We start from the raw sequence: 25,224 nt of genomic DNA on the forward strand, positions 1-25,224 counted from the left end.
GGAGGAAGAGGGCTCAGACGAGGGAGGCGTAGAGCCCCGGTCGGCGGTCGCGCAGGTACGGGTTGTTCTCGCGCGAGGCGGACAGCAGCTCGGGGTCGGCCTCGCCGAACACCAGCTCCTCGCCGCGTCCGGCCCGGGTCCGGGTGACCCCGTCGGGGCTCGCCAGGCAGCTGAGTCCGACGAACTCGAACTCGCCTTCCGGGCCGGTGCGGTTGACGTACGCGATGTACATCTGGTTCTCGAAGGCCCTTACGGGGACCAGCTGTTCGGCGACGAACTGGAACGGGTGCATCTGCGCGGTCGGCACCAGGAGGAGGTCGGTACCGGCGAGCGCGTGCGCCCGGACGTTCTCGGGGAACTCCACGTCGTAGCAGATCATGATGCCGATGCGGAGGCCGTTCAGGTCCGCCTGGACGACGGGGGTGTCGCCGGGGGTGAAGGCGTCCTGTTCGAAGCAGCCGAAGAGGTGGGTCTTGCGGTAGTTCGCCAGCGCCGCGCCGTCGGGGCCGATGAGCTGGGCGGCGTTGTAGACGACGCCGTCCGCGCTCTCGGGGTAGCCGTACAGGACCGCGATCCCGTGGCGGCGGGCGATCTCGCCGATGGCCTGGGCGGAGGTGCCGTCGGCCGCTTCGGCGAGGCCGGGGATGTCCTGGAGGTCCAGCGCGTAGCCGGTGAGGAACATCTCCGAGGTCACGAGGAGCCCGGCCCCGCTCTGTGCGGCGCGCGCGGCTGCCTCGTCGAGCGCCTTGAGGTTCTCGGCGGTGTCGCCGAGAACGCCGGAGCTCTGGAGGAGGGCGGTGCGCAGCGGGGGCATGGGCTACCTCTGTGACAGGCGGGAAGGGGGTTATCAAACGGTACGTTCGCGCGTTCGACCCGGACAAGCCGTGAGCGTTGCGCTCCGCGCATCGATTCGTTGCGTGTTCCCCCGTCGGCGCGGTGATTCGTTGCGCGGGTGCCCCGCGCCTTCCTCGTGGACCCGTGCGCCGGCCTGCTACGAGCCGGTGCGGAAGGCCGGGTGGGCGGCCAGGAAGCGCAGGTCGTCGAGGATGTCGGGGGTGTGGTCGGAGACGACGCGGCCGCTCCAGGTGTCGACGAGGGCGGGGACGGTCAGGGCGCCGTCGAAGTGGTGTCCGGTGGCCTCGTAGGCCAGGCGGAGCGCGCCGTGGTCGGCCGCCCGGGGGTCCGCGCCGAGGACGGTGGCGGTGACCGCGCGGGCCAGGCCCAGCTCGGCGAGGGCGCCGGTGATCCGCCGGGAGCGGGGACAGCCGGCGCGGAGGTAGAGGTGGTAGCGGTGCGGTACGGGGGAGAAACCGGCTCCGATGCGGCCGCGCGGGGCGGGCGCCGGGCCGGTGCGGGGCAGGGGGGTGCGGGGCAGGACGGTGTGCGACATGACGCTCCCGGGGTGGAGGACAACACGGCTGGGCCCGGGGGCGGCGCGGTGCGCGCTCCCGGTCCGGGTCACTCGTCTCTGAGGGGTCAGCCGCGCGGGCCGAATGCGCTGCACACCCGCAGGAGGTCGATGTGCAGGCGCCGGGTGAGCCACCAGCGTCGGCGGGTCCGGGCGCGCGCGTCCGTGTCCGTTTCCGCCGTCCAGGCCGTGTCCGTGGGCCGGGCCGTGTCCGCGGGCCGGGCCGTGTCCGTGGGCCGGGCCGTCTTTGCCGTGCGGGCCGTGTCCACCGCCGCTCACCCCCGTCCCTGTCCTGGGCCGCTCCCGTCCGGTGCTGGTTAGGCTTCCGGTGGCGGGCGCCGTCCGTCCTGGCCGTCCCCCGCAGTCTCGTGGTGGCGCCGGAGGCCGTCAAGAAGGCGGCCACGACCCGGACGCCGCCGCCCGTGGAAGGAGTCCCCCACCGATGTCCCCCGAAAGCGGCACGCTGAACGGCAGTGAGGTCCTCGACAATCCGGTCTGGGCCGCGCTGACCGGGACGCACCGGGATTTCGCCGAGTTCGCGCCCGCCGGTCTGGCGGCCCGGTACACGCCGGACACCTCCCCCTTCGCGGCGCTCGCCGATCCCCTGGATCCGCGGGCGTGGGCGGATCTGGCCGAGCTGGCCGGTCCGGGGCAGGAGGTCTGGGTGACCGGGCTGCTGACCCCGCCGCCGGGATGGCAGACGCTGGTGGAGGTCGCGGGCGTGCAGCTGGACGGGCGCGGCGTTCGGGCGGTGGCGGCGCCGGATGCGGTGCCGCTCGGGCCGGATAACGTACCGGAGATGCTGGAGCTGGTGGGGCTGACCCGGCCAGGCCCGTTCCTGGACCGTACGGTCGAGCTGGGCACGTACCTCGGGATCCGCCACGAGGGCCGGCTGGTCGCGATGGCCGGGGAGCGGATGCGGCCGGAGGGCTGGTCGGAGATCAGCGCGGTGTGCACGCACCCGGACCACCGGGGCCGGGGCCTGGCGGACCGGCTGGTACGCGCGGTCGCGGCGGAGGTCCGGGAACGCGGGGATCAGCCGTTCCTGCACGCGGCGGCGGACAACACCGGGGCCGTGCGGCTCTACGGGGCGATGGGCTTCACCCTGCGCCGCAGCCCCCTCTTCGTGGGTGTGCGTACCCCGGCCTAGGTGTATTGCCCAGTGAGGTTGGGGACGCGGCTGGCGGGTGGTTTGCCTGCGAGCGCGGTGTGTCCGCGGTGGTGATTGTAGGTGTGTAGCCATTGGGGGAAGGCGTCGCGTCGTTCCTGCTCGGAGCGGTAGGGGCGGGCGTAGGCCCACTCGTCCAGCAGGGTCCGGTTCAGTCGTTCGACCTTGCCGTTGGTCTGGGGCCGGTAGGGCCGGGTTCGCTTGTGGGCGATCCCGGCCGCTGCCAGCAGGTCACGCCAGGCGTGGGACTTGTAGCAGGAGCCGTTGTCGGTCAGGACCCGTTCGACGGTGATTCCGGCACTGGCGTAGTAGGCCTGGGCCCTGCTCCAGAAGGCCGTGGCGGTTTCCTTCTTCTCGTCGGCGTGGATCTCGCTGTAGGCGAGGCGGGAGTGGTCGTCGACGGCGGTGTGGATGTACTGGTAGCCGACGCCGGTCTTGGTTTTGCGGCCGGCCTGCCGGCCGAGGGTCTTGTGGCCGCCGCCGTCGGGGATGTTGCCGAGCTTTTTGATGTCGACGTGGACGAGTTCGCCCGGACGCTCACGTTCGTAGCGGCGTATGACACGGCCGGTGGCCCGGTCCAGATGCGTCAGGCGGGCCAGGCCGAACCGGGCCAGCACACGGTGCACGGTCGAGGGCGCCAGGCCCAGCAGGTGGGCGATGCGGGCCGGACCCCACCGCCGCTGGATGCGGACCTTGATGATCCGGCGTTCGGTGCGGGTCGCGGTCCGGCGAGGGCTGTGGTGCGGTCGGGAGGAATGGTCGGCCATACCGGCCTCGCCCAGGGCCCGGTAGCGGATAGCCCACCGCTGGGCGGTGGTCGGCGAGACCTGGAAACGCTCGGCAGCCCGCCGAAGGGGCCAGCCGTCCACGACCACACAACGGGCCAGGCGTAGTCGTCCGGTCTCGGTCAGGGGTGCATTACGGTGGGGCACGAGGGCCTTTCTGGTCGCCGGTGCAGATGTCGCAATCCACACCAGGCCAGAAGGCCCTCACCCATTTCAAGATCCCTCAACCGAGACCTGCATCACCCGTCCACAACCTCCCCGGACAGAACACCTAGGCCGGGGCGCCCGAGGTGAAGCGGCGCAGGAGCGGGGAGAGGACGAGCACCGACTTGGTGCGTTCCACGAACGGCTCGCCCGCGATGCGTTCCAGGACCCTCTCGAAGTGGCGCATGTCCGAGGCGAAGACCTGGACGAGGGCGTCCGCGTCGCCGGTGACGGTCGACGCGGCCACCACCTCGGGGTACCGCTCCAACCCTCGCCGGATGTCGTCCGGCGAGGTGTTGTGGCGGCAGTAGATCTCGATGAAGCCCTCGGTCTCCCAGCCCATCGCGGCCGGGTCCACCCGGACCGTGAAGCCGGTGATGGCGCCTTCGGCACGCAGCCGGTCCACGCGCCGCTTCACGGCGGGGGCCGAGAGACCGACCTCGGAGCCGATGTCCGCGTAGGAACGCCGGGCGTCCTCGGCGAGGGCGTGCACGATGCGTTCGTCGAGATCGTTCAGTCGCACTGCGGGTGGATCACTTCTCTGCTGTGGCCAGTCGGGAGCGGCGGATGCCGTACAGGAAGTAGAACACGAGGCCTGCGATCATCCAGCCACCGAAGACGATCCACGTGGCGGTATCGAGGCTGAACATCATGTAGCCGCAGGCGATGACGCCGAGGATCGGCGTGACCGGGAACAGCGCGACCTTGAAGGTGCGCGGCATGTCCGGGCGGGTCCTGCGCAGGATGATGACGGCGACGTTGACGAGGCCGAAGGCGAAGAGGGTTCCGATGCTGGTGGCGTCGGCCAGCTTGCCGAGCGGGATGAAGGCCGCGAGGGCTCCGCAGAAGAGGGAGACGATCACCACGTTGGCGCGGGGGGCTCCGGTCTTCGCGTTGACCTTGGCGAAGACCTTGGGGACGAGGCCGTCGCGGGACATGGCGAAGAGGATGCGGGTCTGGCCGTAGAGCACGGCGAAGACGACGGAGGCGATGGCGACGACGGCACCGGCGGCGAGGACGACGCCCCAGAAGGTGTGGCCGGAGACGTCGGTCATGATCTGCGCGAGCGCGGCCTCGGTGCCCTCGAAGTCCTGCCACGGCATGGCGCCGACGGCGACGAAGGCGACGAGGACGTAGAGCACGGTGACGATCAGCAGCGAGAGCATGATCGCGCGGGGCAGGTCGCGCTTGGGGTTCTTGGCCTCTTCACCGGCGGTGGAGGCGGCGTCGAAGCCGATGTACGAGAAGAAGAGCGTGGAGGCGGCGGCGCTGATGCCGGTGACGCCGAGCGGGGCGAGCGGGGCGTAGTTGCCGGCCTTGATGCCCATGAAGCCGATGCCGATGAAGAGCAGCAGGGTGACGATCTTCACGCCGACCATGATCGAGTTGACCCGGGCGCTCTCCTTGGCGCCGCGCATCAGGAAGACCATGGCGAGGAGGACCACGACCAGCGCGGGCAGGTTGATGAGACCGCCGTCGCCGAGGGGTGCGGAGACCGCTTCGGGGATGGTGATGCCTATCGTCCCGTCGAGCAGTTCGTTGAGGTACTCACCCCAGCCGACGGCGACCGCCGCGACGGACACGCCGTACTCCAGGACCAGGCACCAGCCGCAGATCCAGGCGATGAGCTCGCCCATGGTGGCGTAGGAGTACGAGTACGAGGACCCGGAGACCGGGACCGATCCGGCCAGCTCCGCGTAGGAGAGCGCCGAGAACAGGGCGGTCAGGCCCGCGATGACGAAGGAGATCGTCACGGCGGGGCCGGCCTTGGGGGCCGCGGTGCCGAGGACCACGAAGATGCCGGTGCCCAGGGTGGCGCCGATGCTGATCATCGTCAGCTGCCACATGGTGAGCGAGCGGCGCAGCGTGCCGCCCTCGCCCTGGCCGCCCTCGGCGACGAGCTGCTCGACGGGCTTGCGGCGCATCAGCGGGTGGACGGGCCTACTGGGCTCGGACGTGAGCGGTGGCGCCTGGCCGGTTTCGAGCACGTGTGACTCCTTTGACACTGCGGGTGGGGATAAGGCTTCGACCGCAGCGGTCCGGAGCGGGCGGGCAGGAGCCAGCCTGGGCATGGGGAACCGCCGAGCAGGCGGTCCACGCCACTCCACGTACAGCGAGTGAGCCTACGAGCTGAGAGATACCGCCCGTAATGCACCATCCTTGCACATTGGCGCACGATCATTGCGCGGATCTGTCACCGACAGTCGTTTGTTGCGTATGGATGATCGATCGCTGCGCAGGTCTCCCGGAAGCCCGTTCATTGACACTTCGTCAGATCTGTCGCAGCGTGTGCCGCCCCGGACCCTCCCGGATCACGCGGGGTGCCGCCCGGGCCGGACCGGCGGCATTCGTCCGCTCCGCGGCGGTGCAACGGGGCCCGCGCGGGGTACGGGTGAACGCGGTGGCACCGGGGGTGGTGCGGACCCGCGGGCCGTTCCCGTATCCGACGATCGGAGGCGACCAGTGACACCAGCGGGACCAGCAGGGCCGGCGGGCCCCGAGGGGCTGGAAGGGCCAGGACTGCCCGGCGAGCCCGCCGGACCGGCGTGGTCGGCCGGGCTGCGGCGCCACCCCGACGAGCCGTGTCCCTGGCAGGACGCGCTCCCCTTCCTGCGCGGCGTCGCCTGGCTGGACCGGGGACGGCCGGTGCGCGCCGACCCGGCCGACACCATGCGGCTGCCCTGGGACACCGGTGAGCGCTCCACCCTGCCCATCGGCGTCCGGCTGGAGTTCACCACCGAGAGCGCGCGGGCGGTGGAGGTCCGCTACCGGGCGACCGTGCCCGGCCCCACCGACGCGCTGCGCGACCTCGCGCACGGCTTCGCGCTCTGGGACCGGCACGGGATCGTCACCGAGGTGTTCACCGACCCGGCCGCGGAGGCCGTCGTACGCATCGGCCTGGGCGGCGGCACCGGCCCGTTCACCATCCACCCGCCCGAGACCCAGTCCCCCCTGATCCTCGGACTGCGCGGGATCGGCGGCCCGCTCGCCCCGGCTCCGCCCGCCCCGCGCTGGGTGGTGCACGGCGACTCCATCACCGAGGGCTGGTGGTCCACCCGCCCCGCGCACGGCTGGCCCGCCGTCACCGGGCGGGCGCTCGGCTGGGACACCGTCAACCTCGGCTACGCGGGGGCCGCACGCGGTGAGCTGGCCACCGCCGAACAGCTGGCGGGCCTGCCCGCCGACGTCCTCACGCTCGCCTTCGGCACCAACTGCTGGTCCCGGGTGCCCTTTTCGGCTCCCCTGCTGTACGAGACCACGCGGGCGTTCCTCGAACTCGTCCGCCAGGGCCACCCGCGGACCCCGATCCTGCTGGTCTCCCCCGTCCTGCGGCCCGACGCCGAGCGCACTCCCAACCGACTCGGCGCCACCCTCGGCGCCCTGCGGGACGCCATGGAGCGCGCCGCCCGGGACCGGATCGCCGCGGGGGACGACCGGCTGTCCGTGCTCCCGGGCCGCGACCTGCTCGGTCCCGAACACCTGGCGGACGGGCTGCACCCCAACGACAGCGGACATCAGGTACTGGGCCTCGCTGTGGCCACGGCTCTGCGGCGCGCGGGGTTCGGACCCGGCTGAGTGAAACAGCCCACACCGGAGCGGGTGAACAGATCGCGCCCACCGCGGCGTGTCCTGGGCAGAGTTGACGCCATCACGGTGGCGGACACGAAGCACACCACACGTGGGAGAGATCAAGATGGGCATCAAGCGCGGAACCACCCTGGCCTCGGCCGCGATCGTCGTCGTCCTCGCGGCAACGGCCTGCGGCCCCACGGACGACAAGGCCGCGGACACGACCAAGCCGGTGGGGGCCGCCGCCGCTGCCCAGGACTACGGGCAGGCCCCGGCCGCCGCCGACGGCGCCCCGGGCACGGGGCCCGCCGGACAGCTGGCCGCCGCCCCCAACGACCAGCTGGGTTCGGTCCTCACCGACAGCGCCGGGCTCACCCTCTACCGCTTCGACAAGGACACCGCCAAGCCGCCGAAGTCGAACTGCGACGGCGACTGCGCGAAGACCTGGCCGGCGGTCGCCGCGGGCGATGTCACCGCCGCGTCCGGCATGGACCCGGCGCTGCTGGGCGAGGTCGTGCGCACCGACGGCAGCAAGCAGCTGACGGTGGCCGGCTGGCCCGCGTACCGGTACGCCAAGGACGCCAAGCCGGGCGACGTCAACGGCCAGGGCGTCGGCGGGGTCTGGTTCGCCTTCGGGCCGGACGGCAAGAAGGCCGCCAAGGGGGCGGCGGCGGCGCCCGCCGCTCCGGCTGAGGGCGAGGCCCCGGCCGGTGGCGCCGCCCAGGCCGACGGGAAGCTGTCGGTGGCCAAGGACCCCAAGCTGGGCGAGCACATCGTCGACGGCAAGGGCATGACCGTCTACCGGTTCAAGCCGGACACCCAGTGGCCGATGACCTCCAAGTGCGTGGGCGACTGCGTGGCCAAGTGGCCGGTCGTCGCGCCGGTGGAGAAGGCCGAGGGCAAGGGGATCGTCGAGAAGAACTACACGGTGCTCAACCGCCCGGACGGCCAGAAGCAGCAGAGCGTCGACTGCTGGCCCGTGTACACCTTCACCGGCGACAAGAAGCCCGGAGACGTCAACGGCCAGGGCGTGGGCGGCACTTGGTACGCCGTGTCCCCCGACGGCAAGCTCATCACCGTCCAGTAGCCCCTGCCGTCCCTCCCCCCACCCCCGTTCGCGCGGCCCTCGCCCACATCCCCCCTGGGCGGGGGCCGCGCCCCTTAGACTCGGGCGCATGCTGCGCGTTCTGGCCGTCGACGACGAGAAGCCGCTCCTGGAGGAACTCCTCTACCTGCTGCGCTCGGACCCCCGGGTACGCCGCGCGGAAGGCGCCTCGGACGCCACCGAGGCCCTGCGCCGGGTCACCCGGGCGCTGGAGTCCGGCCCCGACGGGGCCGACGGCATCGACGTGGTGTTCCTGGACATCCACATGGCCGGGCTGACCGGGCTGGACGTCGCACGCCTGCTGGCCGGGTTCGCGCGGCCGCCGCTGATCGTGTTCGTCACCGCCCACGAGGGTTTCGCCGTACAGGCCTTCGACCTGAAGGCCGTGGACTACATACTCAAGCCCGTGCGCCCCGAGCGGCTGGCCGAGGCCGTCCGGCGGGCCTGCGAGCAGCTGAGCCGGTCCGAGGAGGGCCCGGTGGCCGCCGGGCCGGCCGCAGCGGCCCCCGTGGCGGGCGCACGGGCCGTGACGGCGCCGCGCCACCCGCTCGCCGAGGTCACCGTCGCCGACCGCGGACCGGACCAGATCGCCGTCGAACTGGGCGGGGTCACCCGCTTCGTGGCGATCGCGGACATCTCCTACGTCGAGGCGCACGGAGACTACGCCCGCCTGCACACCGACGAGGGCAGCCACCTCGTCCGGATCCCCGTGTCCACGCTGGAGGAGCGCTGGGCGGCGCGCGGGTTCGTACGGATCCACCGCCGTCATCTGGTGGCCCTGGCGCGGATCGACGAGCTGCGGCTGGAGGCCGGGACCACCAGTGTCCGGGTGGGCGCGGCCGAGCTCCAGGTGAGCCGCAGGCACGCGCGGGAGCTGCGGGATCTGCTGATGCGGCAGGCGACCGGCTGAAACCGGCCGCGCCCCGGCCGTCCCCGCCACCGCCGTCGGTCCGTCCGCGCCCGACCGTCCGGCGCTCGGGTGCGCCGTTCGTCGCGCGGGGAGGGACGTACGGCGATCCGCCGGAACCGTCGGCCGCACCGCCCGTCGATCGGCCCTCGGCGCCGCCGCCCCTCTCGTATCGTGGATCTTCCGGCGCGGGAGGAGCGAGATGTCCGAGATCCAGGCGCTGGTCGACGCCCTGAGCGGGCTGCCCCGGGCCCGGCCCGCAGGGCCCGCCGAAGCCGAGGTGCTGCTGGCCCGGCTGCGCAGTGCGGCGGCCCGCTGGGCCGACATCCTGTACGAGGCCCGCGAGGGGGTCCGTGAACAGGTGCCGCCGCGCGCGGAGGCGGCCCTGACCCTGGCGTTCCGGCGTGCGGAGGAGTCGTACGTGGAGCTGGAGATCGCCCTGCGCGACTGCGCGGAACACCGCGACCCGGCCCTCTGACGGGGGCTGTCCGGCCGGGCGGATCCGACGGCTCCGGTGGGTCCGAATCGAGCCTGTCGCCCGGTCGGGGGCGTGCGTAGACTCCGGACACCCCCTCCAGCCGAAGGACCGCCCGGTGAACCAGACGTACGCGCTGACCGCGGTCGCCGTCGTCGTCCTGGTGACGGTTCTGGTCGGCGCGCTGGGCCTGCGGATGTCCCGGACCACCTCCGACTTCTACGTCGCCTCGCGCACGGTGGGGCCCCGGCTGAACGCGGCGGCCATCAGCGGCGAGTACCTGTCCGCCGCGTCCTTCCTCGGAGTCGCGGGGCTGGTGCTGCTCCAGGGGCCCGAGATGCTCTGGTATCCGGTGGGCTACACCGCCGGGTACGTGGTGCTGCTCGTGCTGGTGGCGGCCCCGCTGCGCCGCTCGGGCGCGTACACGCTGCCCGATTTCGCGGAGGCGCGGCTGGAGTCGCCGGTGGTGCGCCGGATCGCGGTGCTGTTCGTGGTCGGGGTCGGCTGGCTCTACCTGCTGCCGCAGTTGCAGGGGGCGGGGCTGACGCTGGAGATCCTGACCGGGGCGCCGTACTGGGTCGGCGGGCTGGTCGTCGCGTTCGTGGTGACGGTGGCGGTGGGCTGCGGCGGGATGCGTTCGGTCACCTTCGTCCAGGCCTTCCAGTACTGGCTGAAGCTCACCGCTCTGCTGGTGCCGGCCTTCTTCCTGATCGCCGCCTGGGCCGGGGACGGCTCGCCGCGGGCCACCTTCGACGCACCGGCCGTCTTCCGGGAGCACACCGCGGTGACGGTCGCGCAGGACGTGCGGCTGTCGGTGGCGAAGCCCCTGACGGTGACGGTGACCGGGCAGGTGGACGGGCACGGCTACGTGTCGGTGCCGCTGACCCTGGCCGCCGGCGAGCATTCCGTACGGGCGCACGCGCGGCTGGAGTTCGCCCCGGACACGCCCGTTCCGGACACCCTGGCCGAGACGCGGCCCGGGGTGTCCACCTGGGCGGTGCCGACCTCCGACGGGCTGCGCGCGTACCGGCTGTACGCCACCTACGGGCTGATCCTGGCGACCTTCCTCGGCACGATGGGCCTGCCGCACGTCGCGGTGCGGTTCTACACCAGTCCCGACGGGCGGACCGCGCGGCGCACCACGCTGGTCGTGCTCGCGCTGGTCGGCGTCTTCTACCTGCTGCCGCCGGTGTACGGGGCCCTGGGCCGGATCTACACGCCCGAGCTCGCCCTGACCGGTGACGCGGACGCGGCGGTGCTGGTTCTGCCCGGGCGGATGCTCGGCGGGGTGCTCGGCGAGCTGCTGGGTGCGCTGCTGGCCGGGGGTGCCTTCGCGGCGTTCCTGTCGACGGCGTCGGGGCTGACCATGGCGGTGGCGGGGGTGCTGCACCAGGACGTGCTGCCGGCCCGCGGGGTGCGCAGTTTCCGCTCGGCGGCGGTCGTGGCGATCCTGGTGCCGCTGGCCGGGAGCGTGGCGGCGACGCAGGTTCCGGTGGCGGACGCGGTGGGCCTGGCCTTCGCCGTGTCGGCGTCCTCGTTCTGTCCGCTGCTGGTGCTGGGCATCTGGTGGCGCGGGCTGACGCCGCCGGGTGCGGTGGCCGGGCTGGTCACGGGCGGCGGGGCGGCGCTGGGCGCGGTGCTGGCGACCCGGGCCGATCTGGCGCCGCCGGGCTGGACGCACACGCTGCTGGCGTGGCCGGCGGCGTGGTCGGTGCCGCTCGGGTTCCTGACGATGGTGGGGGTGTCGCTGGCCACCCGGTCGCGGATCCCGGCGGGCACCGCGGCCACCCTGGCCCGGCTGCACCTGCCGGAGGTCGTGGCCGGGGAGCGGGCGGGGGGTCCGCGGTGAGTGGGGTGGCGCCGGTGGTCCTGGCTTCGCTGGCGCTGGCGGGTGCGGTGCTGCTGCTGGGCGCGGGGTGGGCTGCGGGCCGGTGGCACGCCCGCCGTGGGGAGCGGGCGGCGGGCCTGGACCTGGGGACCCCGGTGGAGCGGGCCACCTTCCACACCCTGCACACGGCTTCGCTGGCCGCTCCCCCGCTGCGCGCCGGGCTGACCGAGGACGCCGCGCGCAAGGCGGCCCGGCGGCTGCGGTCGCTGCTGGGCACGGAGGCGCTGTGCCTGACCGACCGGGAGGCGGTGCTGGCGTGGGACGGGCCGGGCGCCGATCACCATCAGCGCCGGGCGATGGCCCGGGTGGCGGTGATGCTGGCGTCGGGGCGCAGCCAGAGCGTGCGGACGGAGTGCCAGCGGCCGGACTGTCCGCTGAAGTGGGCGGTGGTGGCCCCGCTGACCGGTGAGGACGGGGTGCTGGGCGCGCTGGTGGCGTACGGTTCGCGGGAGTCGGCGGTGCTGGTGCGGGCGGCGACGGAGGTCGCCCGGTGGGTGTCCGTACAGCTGGAGCTGTCCGAGCTGGACCGGTCGCGGACCCGGCTGATGGAGGCGGAGATCAAGGCGCTGCGGGCGCAGATCTCCCCGCATTTCATCTTCAACTCGCTGGCCGCGATCGCCTCGTTCGTCCGGACGGATCCGGAGCGGGCCCGGGAGCTGTTGCTGGAGTTCGCGGACTTCACCCGGTACTCGTTCCGGCGGCACGGTGACTTCACCACGCTGGCCGACGAGTTGCGTTCCGTGCAGCAGTATCTGGCGCTGGCCGGAGCCCGGTTCGGCGACCGGCTGAAGGTGACCCTGCAGGTGGCGCCGGAGGTGCTGCCGGTGGCGCTGCCGTTCCTGTGTCTGCAGCCGCTGGTGGAGAACGCCGTGAAGCACGGGCTGGAGGACTCCACCGAGGAGTGCCGGATCGCGATCACGGCGCGGGACGCGGGGGCGGAGGCGGTGATCACGGTGGAGGACAACGGGGTCGGGATGGATCCGGCGCTGCTGCGCCGGATCCTGGCCGGGGAGCACGGTGGCTCTTCCGGGATCGGTCTGCCCAATGTCGACGAGCGGATCCGTCAGGTGTACGGCGACGAGTACGGTCCGGTGATGGAGACGGGGGTCGGGGCCGGCATGAAGGTCACCCTGCGCATCCCCAAGTACCGGGTGGGGGTGCACAGTTCGCCGTCGCGGCAGCCGCCTCCGCGGTGTTGAGGAACCGTCGGCCCGTGGACCGTGGACGCCCGTGGCCCCGGGCCGTCCTGCGGGGGACGGTCCGGGGCCACGGGAGGGAAGTGACTAGCTCCAGCTGGCGTGCAGCGGCTTGCCCTCGGCGTAACCGGCCGCGGACTGGATGCCGACCACGGCCTTCTCCTCGAACTCGGCGAGGGAGCCGGCACCGGCGTAGGTGCAGGAGGAGCGGACGCCCGCGATGATCGAATCGATCAGGTCCTCGACGCCCGGGCGGGCCGGGTCGAGGAACATGCGCGAGGTGGAGATGCCCTCCTCGAACAGACCCTTGCGGGCGCGGTCGTAGGCCGACTCCTCGCTCGTGCGGTTCTGCACCGCGCGGGCGGAGGCCATGCCGAAGGACTCCTTGTAGAGGCGGCCGTCGGCGGACTGCTGGAGGTCGCCCGGGGACTCGTACGTACCGGCGAACCAGGAGCCGATCATGACGTTGGACGCGCCGGCGGCCAGCGCCATCGCGACGTCACGCGGGTGACGGACGCCGCCGTCGGCCCACACGTGCTTGCCGTACTTCTTCGCCTCGGCGGCGCACTCCAGCACCGCGGAGAACTGCGGGCGGCCCACGCCGGTCATCATGCGGGTGGTGCACATGGCGCCGGGGCCCACACCGACCTTGATGATGTCCGCGCCGGCGTCGATGAGGTCCTTGACGCCCTCGGCGGCGACGATGTTGCCCGCCACGATCGGGACCTGCGGGTCCAGGGCCCGGATGGCCTTGATCGCGTTGATCATCGACTCCTGGTGGCCGTGCGCCGTGTCGATGACGAGCGTGTCCACGCCCGCGTCGAGCAGCTGCTTGGCCTTGGCCACGAAGTCGCCGTTGATGCCGACGGCGGCCGCGATGCGCAGCTTGCCGTTCGCGTCGGTGGCCGGGGTGTAGAGCGTCGCGCGCAGTGCGCCCTTGCGGGTGAGGATGCCGACGAGCCTGCCGTCCTCGTCGACGGCCGGGGCCAGCTTGCGGTGGCCGGCGTCGAGCTGGTTGAAGGCCTCGCGGGGGTCGATGTCGGCGTCGATGAGCAGCAGCTCCTTCGACATGACCTCGGAGAGCTGGGTGAAGCGGTCGACACCGGTCAGGTCGTGCTCGGTGACGACGCCGACCGGGCGGCCCTCGGCGTCGACGACGACTCCGGCGCCGTGGGCGCGCTTGGGCAGCAGGGACAGGGCGTCGGCGACGGTCTGGGTGGGCGCCAGCGTGATCGGGGTGTCGAGCACGTGGTGGCGGGTCTTCACCCAGGAGATGACGTCGGTGACGACCTCGATCGGGATGTCCTGCGGGATGACGACGATGCCACCGCGGCGGGCGACCGTCTCGGCCATCCGGCGGCCCGCGATGGCGGTCATGTTGGCCACGACCAGGGGAATGGTGGTGCCGGTTCCGTCGGGCGAGGACAGGTCGACACCCTGACGGGAACCGACCGCGGAGCGGCTCGGCACCATGAACACATCGTCGTACGTCAGGTCGTACGGCGGCTTCAGGTCATTGAGGAAACGCACGTGCTGAACATCCCAGTCGATCGAAGGATCCGTCTACGCCCCGGCAGGACAGCCGAGGAAACGCACGTACTTCATTCTCCCACGACCTGGCGTTCACGCCGCCCGGGCTGATCGTCCAGTACGGACCCGGCCGGGTGGTTCTTTCCTACGGGACCTTGGTCCCGGCGGGCCGGGTCCGGCGGTGCACGGGGCCGTGCCGCCGGGCCAGCGGGAGCACCGATCCGCCGTGCCGGACGGCCGTGAACTCGGCCGCTATGGCCAGGGCGGTCTCCTCCGGGGTGGCGCCGCCGAGGTCGAGTCCGATGGGTGAGCGCAGGCGGGCCAGGGCGGTGTCGGTGACGCCCTCGGCCCGCAACCGTCTCTCGCGTTCGGCGTGCGTGCGCCGTGACCCCATGGCCCCCACGTATCCCAGGGGCAGCCGCAGGGCCAGTTCGAGCAGGGGTACGTCGAATTTGGCGTCGTGGGTGAGGACGCAGACCGCGGTACGGGAGTCCAGGCGGCCCGCGTCCCATTCGGCGGCCAGGTGCCGGTGCGGCCAGTCGACGACGACCTCGTCGGCGCCGGGGAAGCGCGCCGGGGTCGCGAAGACGGGCCGGGCGTCACACACGGTGACCCGGTGGCCGAGGAAGGCGCCGATCCGGGCGAGGGCGGCGGCGAAGTCGATGGCGCCGTAGACGAGCAGCCGGGGCGGCTCGGCGGCCGATTCGACGAGGAGGGTCAGGGGCTGCCCGCAGAGCCCGCCGGCCGTGCCGAGCTCGGCGGTGCCGGTGCGACCGGCCAGCAGCAGCGCCCGTACCTGCCGGGCGGCGGCCCGGTCCAGGTCGGAGCCGCCGGCGAGCCCGCCCTCGTAGGAGCCGTCGGCGTGGACGGCGAGCGCGCGGCCCAGCTGCGGCGGCGGTCCGGAGACCACCCGGGCGAGTGCGGCCCGGGTGCCCCCGGCGGCGGCGTCGAGCACCGAGCCGAGCACGGGCCGGACCGGATCGAGGCCGCGCACCGGGGTGACGAGGATGTCGAGGACTCCGCCGCAGGTCAGGCCCACGGCGAAGGCGTCGTCGTCGCTGTAGCCGAAGCGGTGCACGCCGCCTTCGCCGGAGGCGAGGGCGTCCAGGCACAGCTCGTGCACGGCGGACTCCACGCAGCCTCCGGAGATGGAGCCGAGCGCGGTGCCCTCGTCGTCGACGGCGAGGGAGGCGCCGGGGCCGCGGGGAGCGCTCCCACTGACGGCGACGACGGTGGCGAGGGCGAACTCCCGCTGCGCGGCGCACCACGCGCGTAGCTCGTCGGCTATGTCGAGCATCAGCGGATGTACTCGCGGCGCGGGGTCTGTCCGGGCAGGTGCGGGCGCGGCGGCCGGACGGCCGGGGTCGCCGGCCGGGCTGGCGCGGGTGCGTGCGGTGCGGCCGTCGCGGCGGCCGACCGGGTGGGTCCGGGGTATCCGTCGGGGATCGGCGGGCGGGCGCCGAGCAGTCGTGCGGCGTGGGCCACGCTGGCGAGGGTGGCGTGGTGGTGCCAGCCCCGGAAGGAGCGGCCCTCGAAGTCCCGGATGCCCACGGGTTCGCAGGTCTCGGCGAAGTCGAGGGAGACGCGGTCGGTGAGTTTCGCGAGCAGGAACAGCTGGGCGAGCGGCCGGTCGCCGATGTTGGTGATCCAGAACTCTGAGGGCAGCAGGGCGGTCTCGGTCCAGGCTCCGACCAGCAGCAGCGGGGTGGGCGGCGCGGGCACGGGGCGGTCCTCGCAGGGGGTGGCGAAGATCGAGGCCGAGGTCAGCAGGGTCACGGCGCCTTCGGCGCGGCCGTGCCGGGTCCATTCGACGACGCGGCGCTGGGAGCGCAGGGAGTCGATGAGTTCACGGGCGGGGGCGGTGTGCGGCCCGGGTTTGTACCGGCCGGCGCCACCGAAGGACACGGGGAGCGAGCCGTCGACCTTGAAGACGAAGGGGATGTCCTGGAGGGTGAAGGACTCGATGCTCTGGGGGAGATCGCAGTTGGCGACCTCCATCACCACGGGCCGGCGCTGGAGTTGCCAGCTGGCGGCCATCCGCTGGACGGCGTGTACGGCGTCCTGGGCGGGGGTGAGGGAGCGGGCCGTGTCCGGGATGCCGGCCCGGCGGCGGCGCAGGAGTTCGCTGGTCCAGGGCCCGGGGAGGGTGAGGGTCCATTCGACCGGGAAGCTGGCCTCGCTGGAGGCGAGCCAGATCCCGCTCGCCTGCTGGCAGTTGGCGGTGCGGCCGAGCTGGGGGACGAACTGCCGGCCGACGCCGACGGAGCGGTCCCCCGCCTTCTCTATGACCATGGGCTGGAGCACCCAGGCCAGGGGGCGCTGTGCGGTGCGTTCGAGGTGCTGGGCCAGGGAGCGGCGGACCGGTGTCCAGTCCCAGGGGGACTTGCTGATGAACTGCTGGAGGCTCTGCTCGACGGAACTGGCCCCTGTTCCGGCGATGTTACGAATTGTTTTCTTTCCGGTGGTCCGCACCAGGCCGTTCAGATAAACGCGGGCCCAGTTTCGCTGGTCCCGCCGGGGTAATGATTCGAAGAGAAGAGAGATCAGGACGTCGATCAATTCGGAGATTTCCGTCGTGGAATCCTCCGGCAGAACTACGCGAGCCATCTGGGCCTCCCCCGCGACCAGCTAGATCCAATACCCTACTTGACCGTGTAGAACGGCCGTAGGCCCCGGCGGCTACTTCCTGAGGTCGCTGGCAGTTTCGAGCCGCTCTTCCTCTACCACGAGGGGGATGGGGATCTGGTTCGCCGCATAGTAGATCGCGATCAGGAAGTGGGCGACAAGTGTGAGCGGTGCGGAGTAGAAGGCCAGCAGGACGGTGAGGGGGTACGCGATGGCCCCGAGACCGAAGCGCACCCGTGTGGCGCGTGCGCCCTCCTTGTCCACCTGCTCGTGGAAGAGGTGGCCGACCCGGGTGACGTACCACCAGAAGGCCAGGAACGCCAAGGCGTAGGCCACCGTGACGGCGCTGTAGAGGACGGCGGCCGGACTGGCGGAGCCGCCGCCCTCGGTGAGGTGCTCGGCGAGGACGTTGGTGGTGTACGGAATCACCGACACCACCATGAGTACCAGGAGATTCAGGAACAACAGGGGGCGGTCGACCCTTTTGAGGTGACTGAAGATGGTGTGGTGGTTCACCCACATCACGCCGATGATGAGGAAACTCACGACGTAGGCGGCGTAATGGGGCCATTGTTCTGCGACTCCGTGCCAGAAGTCCGAGCCGGTTTCTTCCGGAACCTTCAATTCCAGAACGAGGATCGTGATGATGATGGCGAAAACGCCGTCACTGAACGCCTCGATCCGACCGGTTTCGTTTTCCATTGCCTCCCCTTTGCCGTCTCCTGCATATATGCAGCCCGCGCGTACGCGCTATGCCACACATACGGGGAGGGCGCTGCGGCGCCCTCCCCGCACACGCTACCCAGATTTCGGCCGTCAGCCGCCGAATCCGGCTGTCTGGCGCCAGATTCGGCCATCGCGGACGACGAGCGTCCCGAACGCGTGCTCCGGTTCACCGTTCAGGTTCATGATCGCCCGGTAGAAGATGGTGTCTTCGGTCTCGATGTACTCCTGGAGTTCCACGAGCGTGGGCTTCACCGTGAGATAGCCGGTGAACGTCTCGCGAACCGCTTCGATCCCGACCGAGACCCCCTCGAACCGCAGCAGCACGGCGTCGTCGGTGTAGTTCTTCATCACCGCCTCGATGTCGAGGGCGGCCAGCGCCTCCATCTGACGGACGAACACCGGGTGCAGCTTGGAGATGTCGTACTTGGCCATGTCGACTCCGTTTCAACTGGGAGAGGTGCCCACGATGGGTGCCGTTTCGGGTGTTGCCGCAGGTGAGGCGCAGGACTGGGCGCTGCCGGCGAACGGCAGCCGGACGACCATCCGGGTCTCACCGGGACGCGAGCGGGCGGTGATCGACCCGTGATGGCGCTGGGTCACGATGCGGTAGCTGAGGTGCAGCCCCAGGCCCGTGCCCTTGCCCACGTCCTTGGTGGTGTAGAAGGGTTCGAAGATCCGCGGCAGGGATGCGGCGGGGATGCCGCGGCCGGTGTCGGCGATCTCGACGACCATGCAGACGCCTTCGGCGCGGGCCCGCAGGGTCAGCACCCCGGAACCCTCCATGGCCTCGGCGGCGTTGTCGACCAGGTTGGTCCACACCTGGTTCAACTCGCTCGGATAGCCCGTCAGTTCGGGCAGGCCGGACTCGTACTCACGCACGATGCTGATGCCCGCGAGCTTGGCACGCAGGACGACCAGCGTGTTCTCCAGTCCGTCCGTCACCGGGAAGCGCTGTTCGGGCGCCCGGTCGAGGTTGGCGTAATCCCGGGTGGCGGAGACGAGCTGGGAGATCCTCGGACCCGCGGCCCGGAGCTCCGCCGCGAGCGAGCGGATCTCCAGCAGCGCCGCCAGGTGGTCCAGGGCCGGGACCAGGGCCGGCTCCGCCACGCCCTCCAGCCGCTCCCGCAGCCAGCCCAGCTCCAGCCCGAGGTCCGCGACCCCGGATCCGAGCAGGCCGGGCCGTTCGCTGCCCGCCTCCTCGGCCCAGTCGGTGATCTCCTCCTCGGCGTCGGCCTGGGCGAACGGGTCGGTGGTCGCCGGTGGCGGCAGCTTGTCCAGCTCGTCGGCGAGCCGGTCCAGGAGCGAGCGCTCCGCGCCCGAGGCGGCCGCCCCCCAGGCCTGGGCGGTACGGGTGAGCCGGTCCAGGGCCGGGGCCAGTTCCTGCGCGGCCCGGGCCACGGCGGCCGCCGGGTTGTTCAGCTCGTGGGCGAGTCCGGCGGCCAGGGTGCCGAGCGCCTCCACGGTGGCCCGTTTGCGGGCCTGCACCTCGGAGGACTTGATGCGCCAGGCCAGTACGGGGATCAGTACGGCGGCCACCCCGTGGCAGCGGGTCAGCATCTCGAAGAAGACCGGCTTCGGATAGGCCACCACCGTGGTGGCCGGGCCGCTGGCGGCCGCGGTGGCCACGTAGGACCCGTCGGTCAGCAGGGGCAGCTCGCCGGTGAACCGGTGGGCGGCGGACGGCTTGCCGTCGTGGTCCTCGGCGGCGGCGCTCTCCTCCTCGGTGGAGTGCCGGGTGAGCACCTCCTCCCGGCCGTCGACGACCTTGGTGACGACCAGCCCGCCGGAGAGCAGGACGTGGAAGCCGGTGGCCTCCTCGCCGTCCCGGAAGAGGACGTCGCCGTCGGCGAGGACGCGGGGCTCGGACACCGAGACCAGCCAGTCCAGCTGCTCCTCGGTGATCCCGGCGAAGATCTCCAGCTCGCGCAGGGCCGACCGCAGTTCCTGGTCCTTCATGTCCGCCGCGTTCACGCCGTACTCCCCTCGGCCCGGGTACGGGCGGCCAGTCGCAGGGTGGCCAGCAGGGCCAGCGCGCACACGCCGGCCACGGCTGCCATGAAGCCGACCGAGGTGCGGTGCAGCCCGTGGACGTTGGTGAGCATCCCGGCGAGGACCGCCGGCACGCTCATCGCGAGGTACGCGAACACGTACACGGCGGCGGTCAGTTCACCGCGGTGCGCCGGCTGCGCGAGCGTACTCAGCGCGCGGAACGAACCGAGGAACGCGGCGCCCCAGCCGCTGCCGAGGACGGCCGTGGCCACGAGGAACACGGCCGCCGAGCGGATCCCCAGCGCGACCAGCACCAGGCCGAGCCCCGCGAGGAGCCCGAACAGACCGAGCACGGCGGTGCGCAGCGCCCCGGTGCGTCCGAGCATCAGCTGGGCGGCGGTGGCGGCGCCCGCGAGCAGGGCGACCGTGGCGCCGCCGACCAGGTAGTTGGTCGACTCCAGCAGGGACAGGGCCAGGTGCGGCCCGAGGGAGAGGTAGAAGCCTCCCACCGACCAGACCGCGACGATGGTCAGGACGAGGACGCCGAAGCGGCCGCGGGCGTCCGCCGGAACGCGGATCCTGTGCGGGACCACCCGGAAGCGGCCGCCCGCGCCCGGTGCGCTCTCCCGCATCCGGATCACCCCCACCAGGGTCACGGCGAAGGCCCCGACCAGCAGCAGGTAGCTCAGCACGGTGGGCGCGGGCGCGAACTGGACGAGGAGTCCGGCCCCGATCCCGCCGAGCCCGATGCCCACGGTCGGTCCGGCGCTGTTGACCTGGGCGCCGAGCGCGGGCCGGGAGGCGGGGCTGAGTTCCAGCAGGGCCGCGCCCATCGCCCCGGTGGCCAGGCCCACGGCGAGACCCTGCACGGCGCGGGCGGCCAGCAGCAGCCCGAGCCCCTGGGCCCCGGCGAACAGGGCCATCGAGACGATGGCCAGGACCAGTGCGGCGCCCAGGACCGGGCGCCTGCCCAGGGTGTCGGAGAGGGAGCCGAACAGCAGGAGCCCGGCGAGCACGGTGACCGCGTACAGGGCGAAGACCACCGTGATGGTGCCGGAGGAGAGCCCCCACCGCTGCTGGTAGAGCACGTAGAGGGCGGAGGGCACGGAGGAGGAGAGCATCAGCAGGACGAGGACCGCTCCCACCACCCAGAAGCCGGAGCCTCTGGGCGCCCTGGCCGCGTGGGCGGCTGGGTGCACGGTTACCCCCGCGGTCGTCTCGGATGTGTCGGCCACTGCGTCACTCAACTCCCCCGTGATGGGGCCCGTGCCGGGCCCCGTGGTGTGCCCGTCCCGGGCTATCGGTCGCGAGCCTGCTCGGCCCTCTGCAGGGCTCGGGCGGTGAGCACCCCGACGAGATGACCGAGGTACTCGGCGGAGGTGCCGCGCCCGGGGACGAAGAGCTCCCTGGGTTCGGCACGGAAGGCCGCGAGCACGGCCTCGGTGCGGTACGGGCCCCCGCGCAGCCGGTCCTCGACCCCGCGCAGCCGCACGGGCCGGGAGGTGGCTCCGGTGACGGCGATGCGCGGCCCGTCCGGGGTGATCCGTACGGCGGTGGCGCACACCGGGTAGCGGGTGGCGCGGTCGGCGGTCTTCTCGAAGGCGGCGGCCGGTCCGGCGGCGGGCACCAGCAGCGCGGTGAGGACCGAGCCGGCGGGCGGGGGCCCGGCGGCGAGTTCCTCGGCCGGTACGGTGGACCGCCCGCCCGGGCCGGCCAGTTCGGCCACGGCGTCGGCGGCCATGGCGGCGACCGGCAGGTCGGTGGCGCGCCCGGTCGCGGCGAGGTTGCCGCCGACGGTGCCGAGGTTGCGTACCTGGGGGTCGCCGTTGGCGCGGGCGGCGGCGGCCAGTTCCGGGGCCCCGGCGAGCACCAGCGGGTCGGCGGCGAGCTCGGCGAGCGTGGTGAGGGCACCGATCCGCAGCCGTGCCCCGTCGGGGGTGCGGGTGACACCGCGCAGCTCCGCCAGCCGCCGGATGTCGACCAGGAGCGCGGCCCGGTCGGCTCCCGCGCGCAGGTCGGGCAGCAGGCTCTGGCCCCCGGCCAGGATCCGGGCGCCGCGCGTCCCGGACAGCAGGGTGAGCGCCTCGTCGAGGCCGGCGGGCCGGACGTAGTCGAACTCGGTGAGGATCACTGGGCTTCCCCTCTCAGGCGGCGCCAGACCTTTTCGGGGGTGAGCGGCATGTCGATGTGCTGGACGCCCAGATCGGACAGGGCGTCGACGACGGCGTTGACGACGGCCGCGGCGGGCGGGACGGTGGCGATCTCGCCGGCGCCCTTGGCGCCGAGCGGGTTGTGCGGGCTGGGCGTGACGGTCTTGTCGAGCGTGAAGAACGGCACGTCGGCGGCGCGCGGCAGGGCGTAGGTGGTCAGGTCAGAGCTGACGAGCAGGCCCTGTTCGTCGTAGACGGCGGCCTCCATCAGGGCCTGGCCGAGGCCGTGCGTGATGCTGCCCTCGATCTGGCCGAGGACGATCTTGGGGTTGCCGATGTGGCCGGCGTCGTCGACGGCGGTGTAGGACACCACCTCGGTCTCGCCGGTCAGTTCGTCGATCTCGACGACCGCCACGTGCGTTCCGAAGGGGTAGTTGAAGTCCGGCGGGTCGAAGTGGGTGGTCTCGTCCAGGGCTGGCTCGATCTCCGCGGGCAGCCCCCAGCCGTACCACATGGACATCGCCAGCTCGGCGAAGGTCTTGGCGTTCTTCTCGTTGCCCTCCTCGTGGACACCGCCGCCCTCGTAGACGACCTTGTCCTCGGGGATCCCCAGGAAGACGGCGCCGGCCCGGATCAGCTTGCTCTTGATCTTGCGGGCGGTGAGGGCGACGGCGGGCGCGGCCATGCTGTACGAGCGGGACCCGTAGGTGCCCTGCCCGTACGGGGCCTTCTGCGTGTCACCCTCCAGCACCTGGACGGTGGCCGGGTCGATGCCGAGCTCGTCGGCGGCGACCTGGGCGAAGACCGTGCCGTGGCTCTGGCCGGTGGAGGCGGAACCGACGATGACGGTGACCTCGCCGGTCGGGTGGACGCGGATGTTCGCGCTCTCCCAGGTGCCGCCGAGCATGCCCTCCTGGGACATCCGGGTGGAGGGGCCGACCCCGCAGATGGCGACGTAGGTGGCGAGGCCGACACCGAGCCGTTTGCCGCGGGTGCGGGCTTCGGCCTTGCGGGCGGGCATGTCGGCGTAGCCCGACAGCTCGATGGCCCGGTCGAAGTTCAGCTGGTAGTTCCCGGAGTCGTAGGTCCAGCCGAGTCCGTTGTCGTACGGGAACTTCTCCTTCGGCACCAGGTTCTTGCGGCGGACGGCCGCCGGGTCCATGCCGATCTCGGAGGCGTACCGGTCGACGAGGCGTTCCATGAGGAAGGCGGCCTCGGCGCGTCCGCTGCCGCGCTGGGCGCCGAGCGAGACCGTGTTGGTGAAGGCGGCGTACACCTCGCAGAAGGCGGCGCCGATGTCGTACATGCCGCTGATGGAGCGGCCCATCAGCGCGGTGGCGACACCGGGGCCGATGGTGGAGGGGTATGCGCCGAGGTTGGCGTAGCTGGTGCAGCGCACGGCGGTGATCCGGCCGTCGCGGGTGCCGGCGAGGGTGACGTGCTGGCGGTGGTCGCGGCCCTGGACGGTGGAGTTCATCAGCCCGGTGCGGGTGTCCACCCACTTCACCGGCCGGCCCAGCGCCTTGGACAGCAGCAGGACCAGCGCCATGTCGGGGTACAGGTAGCCCTTGGTGCCGAAGCTGCCGCCGACGGTCGGGGCGATCACCCGGAGCTTGTTGAAGGGGATGCCGAGGACCAGTGCCGAGAGCAGGAAGCGGTGGTTGTGCGGGCCCTGGGTGGAGGCGTAGAGCGTGTACTCGCCGGTGGCCGCGTCGTAGTCGCCGACGGCGCCGCGCGGCTCGATGGGGCTGTTGATGGTGCGCTGGTTGACCAGGTCGAGCTCGACGGTGACCTCGGCCTCGGCGATGGCCGCGTCGGTGCGGTCCTTGTCGCCGCAGGTCCAGTACGCGTTCAGGTTGCCCGGGACGGCCTCGTGCAGCTGGGGTGCGCCCTCGGCGAGCGCCTCGTCGGCTCGGGTGACCACGGGCAGCGGCTCGTACTCGACGGCGATGGCGGCGAGTGCCGCGGTGGCCTGGCGCGGGGTCTCGGCGACGACCACGGCGATCGGGTCGCCCACGTGCCGCACGGTGTCGCCGGTGAGGACCGGGCGGGCTCCGGGAAGTCCGTAGGGGTGGGGCGGGAAGTGGCTCTCGACGCCGCCGGGGATCCAGATGCAGGGCAGCGGCATGACGTCGGTGAAGTCGGCGGCGGTGGCCACCTTGAGCACACCGGGCAGCTGCTCGGCGGCCTTGGTCTCGATGGAGAGGATCTTCGCGTGCGCCACCGGGCTGCCCAGGATGGCCATGTGGGCGGTGCGCGGCAGGTCGATGTCCGCCACGTACGTGGCCTCGCCGCGCAGCAGCTGCGGATCCTCGCGGCTGTCCAGCGGCTGCCCGAGGACGCCGCTCCCCGTGGCCGGGGCCTCCCCCGTCACTGCGGTCATGTCCCTCACACCTCCTGTCCGGCAGCGGAGCGGGCGGTGGCGCAGGCGCGCTGCACGCCCCGTACGACGCTGTGGTAGCCGGTGCAGCGGCACAGGTTGCCGGTGAGCCACTCGCGGATCTCGGGCTCGGTGGGGGCCTCTCGGTCCGCGGCGTTCTCGACGAGTTCACCGAGGGCCATGACCATGCCGGGGGTGCAGAAGCCGCACTGGGTGCCGTGTTCCTGGCGCAGTGCCTCCTGGAGGCCGGACAGTTCACCGCCGCGGGTGGTCTCGCCCTCGATGGTGGCCACCTCGCCGCCGGCGGCGGACGCGGTCAGGACCAGGCAGCTCTTGACCGACCTGCCGTCGAGGCGGACGACGCAGGTTCCGCACTGGCCGGTGTCGCAGCCGACCTTGGTGCCGGTCAGCCCGAGGCCGTCGCGGAGCCGTTCCACGAGCAGTTCGTTCGGCTGCGCCGCGAACTGCTCGGGTCTTCCGTTCACGTTCAGTGTGATATCCATGCCAGCGCCTGCGCTTCCGTGAGCGGCCGGTTGAAAAGGGGCCCGCCGGGCTGCTGGAGAATTCCTCCGGAGTGCAGCGGGCCGGTGTCCACGGGTGCGAATCCCAGATCCGTGATGATTCCCGCGACGATTTCCTTCGATTTCCCGTCGTCGCCCGCCGTGAAATGTGCCAGGCGCTCTCCCGGAGTGGTTCCGGCGGCGGTCCCGGCGACGGCGAGGGTTTCGAAATGCATGGTGTTCAGGGATTTCACGATCTGGGCGTCCGGGTACCACTCGGCGACCAGGTCGCTGGAGCCGCGCCCGCCGAGGTCGGCGGGGGTGCCGGGGCCGCCGAACGCGTTCGTGGCGTCGACGAGCACCTTGTCCTGCACGGCGTACGGCGGGAGCAGCCCGCGGACGCGCTCGAAGGGCACCATCAGCACCAGGAGTTCGGCCCGGTCGGCGGCCTCGGCGGGGTGCGCCGCCGAGGCCGCCCGTCCCAGCTCGGCCACGAGCGGGCCGAGGGTCTGCGGGCCCCGGGCGTTGGCGAGGACGACCTGGTGGCCTGCCGCCACGAGGATCCTGGCCAGGGTCGAGCCGATCCGCCCGGTGCCGATGATGCCTGTCCGCATTGCC

The 25,224-nt window shown here is 72.4% G+C and carries 25 protein-coding genes; 8 read left to right on the top strand and 17 right to left on the bottom strand.

The window, feature by feature from the left end; translation table 11 throughout:
* Window positions 1-13: 13 nt before the first annotated feature.
* The 3 genes from DEJ51_RS05175 to DEJ51_RS05185 all read right to left on the bottom strand — a co-directional run bounded on the left by DEJ51_RS05175 (window position 14) and on the right by DEJ51_RS05185 (window position 1,677).
* Complete coding sequence (locus DEJ51_RS05175; RefSeq protein ID WP_150256522.1) at window positions 14-814, bottom strand: carbon-nitrogen hydrolase family protein; 801 nt, start codon at window positions 812-814, stop codon at window positions 14-16.
* Window positions 815-991: 177 nt separating this feature from the next.
* Complete coding sequence (locus DEJ51_RS05180) at window positions 992-1,390, bottom strand: hypothetical protein (protein WP_150256523.1); 399 nt, start codon at window positions 1,388-1,390, stop codon at window positions 992-994.
* Between the two features lie 86 nt (window positions 1,391-1,476).
* Window positions 1,477-1,677, bottom strand: a complete 201-nt coding sequence (locus tag DEJ51_RS05185; RefSeq protein WP_150256524.1) for a hypothetical protein — start codon at window positions 1,675-1,677, stop codon at window positions 1,477-1,479.
* 173 nt (window positions 1,678-1,850) lie between these two features.
* Here DEJ51_RS05185 and DEJ51_RS05190 point away from each other — a divergent pair, with 173 nt between their 5' ends.
* Window positions 1,851-2,558: a GNAT family N-acetyltransferase gene (locus tag DEJ51_RS05190; protein WP_150256525.1), complete on the top strand. Its 708-nt coding sequence runs from the start codon at window positions 1,851-1,853 to the stop codon at window positions 2,556-2,558.
* Here the strand turns inward: DEJ51_RS05190 and DEJ51_RS05195 are convergent.
* The 3 genes from DEJ51_RS05195 to DEJ51_RS05205 all read right to left on the bottom strand — a co-directional run bounded on the left by DEJ51_RS05195 (window position 2,555) and on the right by DEJ51_RS05205 (window position 5,553).
* The gene (locus tag DEJ51_RS05195; protein WP_150256526.1) at window positions 2,555-3,508 is read right to left on the bottom strand and encodes an IS481 family transposase; all 954 of its coding nucleotides are present in this window, start codon (window positions 3,506-3,508) and stop codon (window positions 2,555-2,557) included. The genes DEJ51_RS05190 and DEJ51_RS05195 overlap by 4 nt on opposite strands.
* 124 nt (window positions 3,509-3,632) lie before the next feature.
* Entirely contained in the window at window positions 3,633-4,088 is a 456-nt protein-coding gene (locus tag DEJ51_RS05200) for an Lrp/AsnC family transcriptional regulator (protein ID WP_030388502.1), read from the bottom strand.
* Window positions 4,089-4,098: 10 nt separating this feature from the next.
* Complete coding sequence (locus DEJ51_RS05205; protein WP_150256527.1) at window positions 4,099-5,553, bottom strand: amino acid transporter; 1,455 nt, start codon at window positions 5,551-5,553, stop codon at window positions 4,099-4,101.
* A 233-nt stretch (window positions 5,554-5,786) separates the two neighbouring features.
* Between DEJ51_RS05205 and DEJ51_RS05210 the strand changes: the two genes are divergently transcribed.
* The 7 genes from DEJ51_RS05210 (at window position 5,787) to DEJ51_RS05245 (ending at window position 12,709) form a co-directional block, all read left to right on the top strand.
* A complete protein-coding gene (locus DEJ51_RS05210) occupies window positions 5,787-6,032 on the top strand; it encodes an SDR family oxidoreductase (protein WP_223836139.1) in 246 nt (81 codons plus the stop codon).
* 92 nt (window positions 6,033-6,124) lie between these two features.
* Window positions 6,125-7,141: a GDSL-type esterase/lipase family protein gene (locus DEJ51_RS05220; protein WP_150261708.1), complete on the top strand. Its 1,017-nt coding sequence runs from the start codon at window positions 6,125-6,127 to the stop codon at window positions 7,139-7,141.
* Window positions 7,142-7,259: 118 nt separating this feature from the next.
* Entirely contained in the window at window positions 7,260-8,222 is a 963-nt protein-coding gene (locus tag DEJ51_RS05225; protein WP_150261709.1) for an SCO0930 family lipoprotein, read from the top strand.
* 88 nt (window positions 8,223-8,310) lie between these two features.
* Window positions 8,311-9,150 carry a LytR/AlgR family response regulator transcription factor gene (locus tag DEJ51_RS05230; protein ID WP_150256529.1) on the top strand — a complete coding sequence of 280 codons (840 nt, stop codon included), beginning with the start codon at window positions 8,311-8,313 and terminating at the stop codon, window positions 9,148-9,150.
* 199 nt (window positions 9,151-9,349) lie between these two features.
* Window positions 9,350-9,625, top strand: coding sequence for a hypothetical protein (locus tag DEJ51_RS05235; protein WP_030769309.1), 276 nt, complete (start codon window positions 9,350-9,352; stop codon window positions 9,623-9,625).
* Window positions 9,626-9,740: 115 nt separating this feature from the next.
* Window positions 9,741-11,471, top strand: a complete 1,731-nt coding sequence (locus tag DEJ51_RS05240; RefSeq protein ID WP_150256530.1) for a cation acetate symporter — start codon at window positions 9,741-9,743, stop codon at window positions 11,469-11,471.
* 5 nt (window positions 11,472-11,476) lie between these two features.
* On the top strand, window positions 11,477-12,709 hold the full coding sequence (locus DEJ51_RS05245) for a sensor histidine kinase (RefSeq protein ID WP_150261710.1): 1,233 nt from the start codon (window positions 11,477-11,479) through the stop codon (window positions 12,707-12,709).
* Between the two features lie 84 nt (window positions 12,710-12,793).
* On the opposite strand, the gene DEJ51_RS05250 is transcribed toward DEJ51_RS05245, so the two are convergent.
* From DEJ51_RS05250 to DEJ51_RS05300, 11 genes are all read right to left on the bottom strand, one after another.
* Window positions 12,794-14,236, bottom strand: coding sequence for a GuaB1 family IMP dehydrogenase-related protein (locus DEJ51_RS05250; protein WP_223835677.1), 1,443 nt, complete (start codon window positions 14,234-14,236; stop codon window positions 12,794-12,796).
* A 145-nt stretch (window positions 14,237-14,381) separates the two neighbouring features.
* Entirely contained in the window at window positions 14,382-15,533 is a 1,152-nt protein-coding gene (locus DEJ51_RS05255; RefSeq protein WP_150256532.1) for an XdhC family protein, read from the bottom strand.
* Window positions 15,533-16,843: a transposase gene (locus DEJ51_RS05260; RefSeq protein ID WP_150256533.1), complete on the bottom strand. Its 1,311-nt coding sequence runs from the start codon at window positions 16,841-16,843 to the stop codon at window positions 15,533-15,535. The genes DEJ51_RS05255 and DEJ51_RS05260 overlap by 1 nt, the downstream gene beginning before the upstream one ends.
* A gap of 72 nt (window positions 16,844-16,915) precedes the next feature.
* Window positions 16,916-17,563, bottom strand: a complete 648-nt coding sequence (locus tag DEJ51_RS05265) for a TMEM175 family protein (protein ID WP_223835678.1) — start codon at window positions 17,561-17,563, stop codon at window positions 16,916-16,918.
* 114 nt (window positions 17,564-17,677) lie between these two features.
* Complete coding sequence (locus tag DEJ51_RS05270; RefSeq protein WP_030656331.1) at window positions 17,678-18,019, bottom strand: nuclear transport factor 2 family protein; 342 nt, start codon at window positions 18,017-18,019, stop codon at window positions 17,678-17,680.
* Between the two features lie 12 nt (window positions 18,020-18,031).
* A complete protein-coding gene (locus DEJ51_RS05275) occupies window positions 18,032-19,558 on the bottom strand; it encodes an ATP-binding protein (RefSeq protein ID WP_150256534.1) in 1,527 nt (508 codons plus the stop codon).
* A complete protein-coding gene (locus DEJ51_RS05280) occupies window positions 19,555-20,811 on the bottom strand; it encodes an MFS transporter (RefSeq protein ID WP_150256535.1) in 1,257 nt (418 codons plus the stop codon). The genes DEJ51_RS05275 and DEJ51_RS05280 overlap by 4 nt, the downstream gene beginning before the upstream one ends.
* A 62-nt stretch (window positions 20,812-20,873) precedes the next feature.
* Complete coding sequence (locus DEJ51_RS05285; RefSeq protein WP_150256536.1) at window positions 20,874-21,707, bottom strand: FAD binding domain-containing protein; 834 nt, start codon at window positions 21,705-21,707, stop codon at window positions 20,874-20,876.
* Entirely contained in the window at window positions 21,704-24,109 is a 2,406-nt protein-coding gene (locus tag DEJ51_RS05290) for a xanthine dehydrogenase family protein molybdopterin-binding subunit (protein ID WP_150256537.1), read from the bottom strand. The genes DEJ51_RS05285 and DEJ51_RS05290 overlap by 4 nt, the downstream gene beginning before the upstream one ends.
* Window positions 24,110-24,114: 5 nt before the next feature.
* Complete coding sequence (locus tag DEJ51_RS05295; protein WP_317852343.1) at window positions 24,115-24,591, bottom strand: (2Fe-2S)-binding protein; 477 nt, start codon at window positions 24,589-24,591, stop codon at window positions 24,115-24,117.
* Between the two features lie 2 nt (window positions 24,592-24,593).
* Window positions 24,594-25,220, bottom strand: a complete 627-nt coding sequence (locus DEJ51_RS05300; protein ID WP_150256539.1) for an NADPH-dependent F420 reductase — start codon at window positions 25,218-25,220, stop codon at window positions 24,594-24,596.
* Window positions 25,221-25,224 lie beyond the last annotated feature (4 nt).

It is taken from the genome of Streptomyces venezuelae (assembly GCF_008642275.1).
GTDB classification, from domain to species: Bacteria; Actinomycetota; Actinomycetes; order Streptomycetales; family Streptomycetaceae; genus Streptomyces; species Streptomyces venezuelae_E.